Below are 6,532 nucleotides of genomic sequence, written 5' to 3'. Positions count from 1 at the left end.
TTCGTCCTGAGCCAGGATCAAACTCTCCAATAAAGTATTGAAAAGAGCGATGTGCTCATTTTGAATCTGACGAGATTAAAAATCTCATTGTGCTTTCGAAATCATACAGTCCGAAGACATGTACCAATTTCTCAGCGTCGATCTTGCAAGCAAGATCATTACTCACTCGTTGTTCAGTTTTCAAAGATCAAACACGATTTCTTCACTTCATTCTGTCTCAACCAAGTTTCGGCGGCGACCTGAATAATGTAACATATTTCGTTTGTTTTCGTCAAGAACTTTTTTTGAAATTCTTTTTTCGACATTGCTTGTTCTTAACTTTTCTCCAACCAAATGGTTGTTTCACTCATTTGGGGAACGAAATATAATGTACCACATTCATCAGACAAGAGTCAACACCAAACTTATAAATTATTAAACAAACAAAAAAGGAAGGTTTCCCCTCCTTTATACTATACATCACATTTTAAATGTTTGAGCATGTCATGCTTCAATCCAATAGCGAATTTCACGCCCTTCCCCTTCAAGAGAGGGCCAACCCGCAGATTCCTTTACAATAGAACGAAGCACCAGTTTACGTAGTACAAGCGGAAGATCCTCTCGCACAAATCTCAGTTGAGGATGATGAACCAGTTCATGAATACTCCACGGTTCTTTCCGGCTTCTGATCACCCGCAGTAGAAGTTCGGAACATTCCTCCATTTTGGACATAACCGAAAACTCGCACGCTAGCAAAATCAACTCCACCCGCTGTTCCAGCGTTTCGGAACTTACCGTAAGCTCCTGATAGAGTTTCCACAGTGCACGATCCAACTGCTGTATATGAGTCCAGACGGCATGATCAGGGTACATGCCTTGCTCAATAAGTACAATTCTGGCCCAGTTCCCCAGAGCCTTCAGCGCATCATAATACGCATCTACAACATGGCCCTGCTGCATATGACGCCTGGCTTCAACGTACATTCTCAGAAAACTGGTGAACTCATGAAACAGTTTTTGCTCCCTCAACTCATTGCCGAATGAAGACAATTCTTCACGCAGCTGAGTAATCTTATCATCTGTTTCCCAGATGATTTCCCCTTCAATCAGGCATTGCATGAGATTATAGTGCTCTCCTGTAACCGCAGTAATCTGCAATTCAGACCAACTGGCATAGATCAACTGATAACGAAGATCACCGTATCTGTAGTGTTCAACAGTTGATGTGGATTGATCAGTATTGAGGACAATCAATACCAGCAAGTCAAAATCCTGAATCAGGGAGCCGTGGAATCGTTCTCCCGGATGGGAATAAGCGATAGCCCCAACTGCCCCTGTCTCTTCCGACTGTTCAGACAAAAAAGCAAGGTTCTTTAATTCCACGATTCCCTCCATACAATTTATACAATTCATGGCAGAATAGCGCCAAGTCAGTTATAATGTAATTCTACATGAAGTACAACGTTTCCTTCTTTTTCGAGTCCAATACTACTCATACGATAGGAGCATTTTTCATGATTTTTAAATCAGCAAAAATTAATGCTTTTCGCACTTGGGGATTACTCTTAACCATGCTAGGCATGGGCCTAATGATCCTGGGTACAGCCGGAATCGTGTTTTGGGGTCACGCCGGGAAAGTCATCGCAGCTGTAGGACTGGTTATAGGGCTTGTCGCTATGCTTGGCAGTTTAATCATTTATTTCTGGGCCGGAATGCTCTCAACCAGCGCGGTACAGGTCGATTGCCCGGAATGCGGCAAGTTAACCAAAATGCTGGGCAAGACAGATCGCTGCATGTTTTGTCATACAATCCTTACGATGGACCCAAGCAAAGCCAATACGATGAGTACGCCTATAGAAACGAATTCCCCTCCCTCTGCACCTATCGAATAGCTTTACATTACGCCTCCCTGCCAATAAAAAAATAAAGAAGGCCCGGTATACTCTACCGGACCTTCTTCTTGTTAGCGTTGAATAAAATAATAAAAGGATCAGTTCAACATCATTTAGAGTAACCCGCTTGCTTGAGCGTTTCCCATGCAGATTCATTGGCAAAGCTACGGTTCCATGCTGCCACTCCGCCCAGCTTCAACGAAGCAATAAGCTCTACTCTTGCTTGAAGGGATACCGCATCTTCAATCCAGATCTTTTGGACAGCCCCATCTTCTTTGTATTCCACGTAGTTCTGTCCACTTGCCTGATCAAGCACAGGTTTAAGCTTCTTCTCCTTGATCAGTTCCTGCACAGTGTTCATTCCTACAGCCTTGGAGGATACTTTAATCTCCCCTTGTTCATTCGCTTTTTCAGTCCAGATGCGTGTGTACAGGGGAACCGCCATAACCAGCTTGTCCGCAGGCACCTCATCTTCTTCCAAGATGCGCCGCACCGAAGACTCCGTCCATGGAAGCGAGGCTACAGAGCCTGCTTTGGGACTGGCTGCCCAGTGCTCGTCATACGCCATCACCATCATATAATCAACAAATGCTCCCAATCCGCGCCGATCCAAAAAGGCAGACCACATTTCACTATTCGATTTTGGCGTAACATCTACGGATAATATCAGTCCATGAATGCGAGCCATCGCCTTTATTTCACGAATAAACTGGGTCACGTTGGCCCCATCATCGGTGTACACATTTTCAAAATCAATGTTAATGCCATCCAGTCTGTGCGTTTGAGCATAGGCCAGCATCTGTTCGATGATATGTGTACGCTTGGCGTAGGTCGAGAGCGCGTCCTTTGTAATGTCCGGGTCAAAGCTGTTATCCATCAGTCCCCATACTTCCATCCCTGAACGATGAGCCCACTTAACGTAAGATTGATCCGCCTTGCTTTTCACTGTGCCTTTGCCATCCGTAATATGGAACCATGTCGGGCTGACCACATTAACCCCTGGCATCTTCCCGATTGAGCTTACATCCGGCTGACGATTGTAAACCGCTTCCCAGACCAGATTGACCGGTTTGTTTTTCCACTTTTTCTCCGCTGCAGTTGGTGTAAACTTTGGCGTATCCAGCGTTTTTTTCTCACCCAAAACAACATAGTCATTATTCACATAACCGGCATACCCGTTATCCATTTGTACAAAGCTTTGATCCTTCCCCGTCTGCCATACGCGTATTCTCGTGTTCTGCTGCATATCGGTGAGAATAGGCGAGGTTTCATCGCCTCGTTTATATAACGGGACTGTTTTATCCTTATCCGACGATCGGGTATCAATCGATGCATATTGTATCGTATCTCCACCACGCATCAGAATCACTGCACCTGTGGTGGTATCCTCCTGCACGCTCAGGCCATACACCTCTTTCAGAGGTTGAAGAGGAATATACGCTTCCTCCTCCTTGACCTCCGGCTTCACTTTCAGCGGATAATCTTGATGATTCAGTTCTGCCTTGGTGCTGTCTTCTTTCATATGAAGCACACGTTGCGGCGAAGCAATAATGATATCCCCCGAGTCAGGCTCGTATCTGATCCCTGGATCAATCGATTCTTGCAGCACCTTCACCGGAAGTTTAAGCTGATTGCCTGTGCCCAGGGCCTCCTCATCCATAAGCTGTCCATCTACAAAAATAGGCTGATTTCTTCCGAGCCAATCCGGGTCTTCATAGACCTTGTTCAACCAAAGACTGGTTATAAGCCAATAGGCACCGCCAGCCACAAGACAAGCTCCGAGTAATCCCGGCCAAAATGAACGTCGTTTACGACGTGTATATTTGCTTTTTCTACCCAAACGACTACCTCCGTTAATTCCATCATGATAGTAAAAAATTCCAAAAGACCGATGTTCAAACCATAATATTGTTCATGTCTCGTTTTAGCTGCCTTTAAAAATAAAAAACGTGAAGAATCCATACTGAATTCCACACGTCAATATTGTAAATCATCTCTATTGATCCCTGCAACTTTTGCAAACACCATATACTTCCAATCGGTGACCATGCACTTCAAATCCCGTACTTGAAGCAGCTTGAAGCTCAACGCTCTTTAACGAAGGATAGCTGAAGTCTTCAATCTTGCCGCATTGATCACATATCACATGATAATGATCCGTCACATTGGCATCGAAACGGCTTGAATTATCTCCGTAAGTCAGTTCCCGGACCATACCGGCTTCCAGAAACATTTTCAGATTGTTATATACGGTCGCCACGCTCATACTCGGAAATTGGGGTTCGAGCGCCCGGTAAATCTCGTCAGCTGTCGGATGCCCCATCGATTCCATTAAATAGTTTAATATGGCATGACGCTGGGGTGTAATACGGACACCGGTCGTTTTGAGCTGCTCCAACGCATGTTGGACACGTGTTGCCATAAAGCCCACCGCCTTACCTTTCATTCTGTGGACGCCCTACCCTTCATTGGCTGTGGACGTCTCGACTTTCATTGGCTGGTCGTGTAACCTTGCCAGTGTACATTTATTGTACGGCGATTGCAAGTTTATTGTCAACGCGACGATGCGGGGTCATCCGCTGTATCCGGGTTGGCATTCGGACCTGAATCTGTCGTTTCTCCCCCGTTTTCGTTAGTATCCTGCGATTCAGTTGAATTATTTTCCAAACCGGGAACTTCTGCATTCCGCTGAACAGTCAGGTCACTGTTACCTTCAATTTTGATCCTGTATTCTCCTTCGCCCAGCTGCCCTTCGATCGTTTTGTTCTTGACGTTGAATGGCATATCTGTTCGCAAATCTCCGTAACTGCTGGAGCCAGTCAAGCTGTAATCACCGCGCTCAGGGATCACAATGTCAATTGCGCCAACGGCACTGTACACATCCCAATCTCCTCCGACTTTGGTGGAGACAATATGAATGCTGCCATTTAATGACTGGGCTTTGACGCCGAGATTGGCACTGTCCAGCGTAATATTTCCGTTTCGTGTCTCAGCGATAAATTCGCCAAAGGAGTCTGTAATGCTGATGCTTCCGACTTGTGTCGTCAGATCCACATCTCCTGAAACGCCGCGTGCCTTCATATCCCCCCGATTGCTGTCCATATCAACATTGCCTGTTGCGTTGGCTACAATCACGTCCCCGTTCAGCGTTTTGCCCGTAATATCACCGACTGCATTGTTAATACGGATTCTTCCATTGCCCGTCTCGGCAACAATCGTTTTGATCGCCTCAGGACGGTTTAACAAAATCGCGCCGTTGGACGTTCGAATATCCAGGTTGAAACGACGATCATCTGGAACGGTAATGGTCATATTCATGCGTGGTTGTGTTTTTTCATTGTCACCATATGCTTTTCCTGTCGTTTTGATACGAATAACCTTATCACCTTCGACCTCAACAAAGGATGCCGCTGCTACCGCCTTGGCCTGCACTTCAGATGCCTGATCTACCCAGACCACCGTTTTCACCTTGATCTCATCCGTTTCTCCGCGCTGCAGTGTGATATCTCCGTTTACCCCCTCAACCACGATATCGGAAGTATCCATCCGTACAGGCACCCCAATGACACCCTTATCCTCCATATATCCGGCAGCCTGGCTATAATCCATTGAAGCAGCTCCCAGATTGAGACTTACCCGATTCCATAGATGCATGTAATGATCCTGTTCGGTCACAATAAATACGGAGGCTGTCAAAATCAAAGAAGACAGAATGCCCTTCGCATCAGGTCTAAAACGTCTTTTTTGAGGTTCATCTAATGGAGATAGATGTTCCGAATCCCTTCTGCTTCTCCTGCGTGTCCACAGGAACAACAAAATCCACTCTACACCGAAGCTGACCAGTAAAAATGGCCACCAATCCACGACCTCATATAGGTAGTCTGTTCCCCACCGTTTATCCAAAATGAGCAGTACACCGACCGCTATAATCAAGGCCGCAGCCGTATAACGTCCAACCCGGATTTTACGGTTCATTGCATTCCCTCCCTGCACGATTACCCTATGTTTTCTTCCTGCGCAGCATAACCCAGATTTCCCGGCCGAACAGCAGCAAGCCTCCTGCAATCATGAGAACTGCAAAGGAATATGCTCCGTACATCGCAATCAACTCCTGAAACCAGCGTGGTTTACGGAAAAACAGCACCATCAACGCTCCGCCCACAATAAGCAAAAGTCCAGACGAAATGCCTCGCTCCCATACCATCATTCGCTCCCGCTCCGGACGTTCACCGGACACCGGCTTGTCCATGTTTGCTTGTGTCACAGCACGCCGCCTGCGCATCATAACCCAGTCAGCCGATTGCAGCACGTCATAAACATTGTAAAAATAAATGACTGGAATACAAAGGGCGAGCAAAATTAGCAGCGGCACATTGATCTGTATGCCGATGGACGAGAAATACAGCAAAGCGGATAAATCAAGTAATACGAGCAATATATAAGTCAAACCACGCATGTACAGCCGCAAATAAATATGTCCCAATCCCGGAATGACAGCACCAAGCAGCCCCGCAATGAATTTATGCGTTTTATTTCTCACCTTTTTGGGCTTCCTAGCCCTTCCCGTTCGCTTGCCGTCTGTTTGCCCTTTCTTCATAATCTGCTCCTTTCCTCGGAAAATATTTACTTCCGCTCATCGTGCATTTGGTTAGATAGTACCC

General features: G+C 46.1%; 6 protein-coding genes. 1 reads left to right on the top strand and 5 read right to left on the bottom strand.

The annotated features are described in order from the left end of the window. Positions 1 to 483 precede the first annotated feature (483 nt). Positions 484 to 1,362: a nucleotidyltransferase-like protein gene (locus ACQSGY_RS30315; protein ID WP_426333443.1), complete on the bottom strand. Its 879-nt coding sequence runs from the start codon at positions 1,360 to 1,362 to the stop codon at positions 484 to 486. A 131-nt stretch (positions 1,363 to 1,493) separates the two neighbouring features. Here ACQSGY_RS30315 and ACQSGY_RS30310 point away from each other — a divergent pair, with 131 nt between their 5' ends. Next, positions 1,494 to 1,871 (top strand): DUF2614 family zinc ribbon-containing protein, encoded by a 378-nt coding sequence (locus tag ACQSGY_RS30310; RefSeq protein ID WP_427182320.1) that lies wholly within the window; start codon positions 1,494 to 1,496, stop codon positions 1,869 to 1,871. Positions 1,872 to 1,980: 109 nt separating this feature from the next. Here the strand turns inward: ACQSGY_RS30310 and ACQSGY_RS30305 are convergent, their stop codons facing one another. The 4 genes from ACQSGY_RS30305 to ACQSGY_RS30290 form a co-directional block, all read right to left on the bottom strand. Continuing rightward, complete coding sequence (locus tag ACQSGY_RS30305; RefSeq protein ID WP_427182318.1) at positions 1,981 to 3,711, bottom strand: glycosyl hydrolase family 18 protein; 1,731 nt, start codon at positions 3,709 to 3,711, stop codon at positions 1,981 to 1,983. A gap of 156 nt (positions 3,712 to 3,867) precedes the next feature. Continuing rightward, positions 3,868 to 4,293, bottom strand: coding sequence for a peroxide-responsive transcriptional repressor PerR (gene perR, locus ACQSGY_RS30300; protein WP_110898428.1), 426 nt, complete (start codon positions 4,291 to 4,293; stop codon positions 3,868 to 3,870). Positions 4,294 to 4,424: 131 nt separating this feature from the next. Then, complete coding sequence (locus tag ACQSGY_RS30295; RefSeq protein ID WP_427182316.1) at positions 4,425 to 5,846, bottom strand: DUF4097 family beta strand repeat-containing protein; 1,422 nt, start codon at positions 5,844 to 5,846, stop codon at positions 4,425 to 4,427. A gap of 25 nt (positions 5,847 to 5,871) precedes the next feature. Further along, complete coding sequence (locus ACQSGY_RS30290; RefSeq protein ID WP_427182314.1) at positions 5,872 to 6,468, bottom strand: hypothetical protein; 597 nt, start codon at positions 6,466 to 6,468, stop codon at positions 5,872 to 5,874. Positions 6,469 to 6,532: the final 64 nt, after the last annotated feature.

Origin of the sequence: Paenibacillus sp. TC-CSREp1 (assembly GCF_050171015.1) — a bacterium.
In the GTDB taxonomy this organism is placed as follows: Bacteria; Bacillota; Bacilli; order Paenibacillales; family Paenibacillaceae; genus Paenibacillus; species Paenibacillus silvae.
The sequence above is the reverse complement of the archived record's forward strand: the minus strand, read 5'-3'. Positions and strand labels throughout refer to the sequence as shown.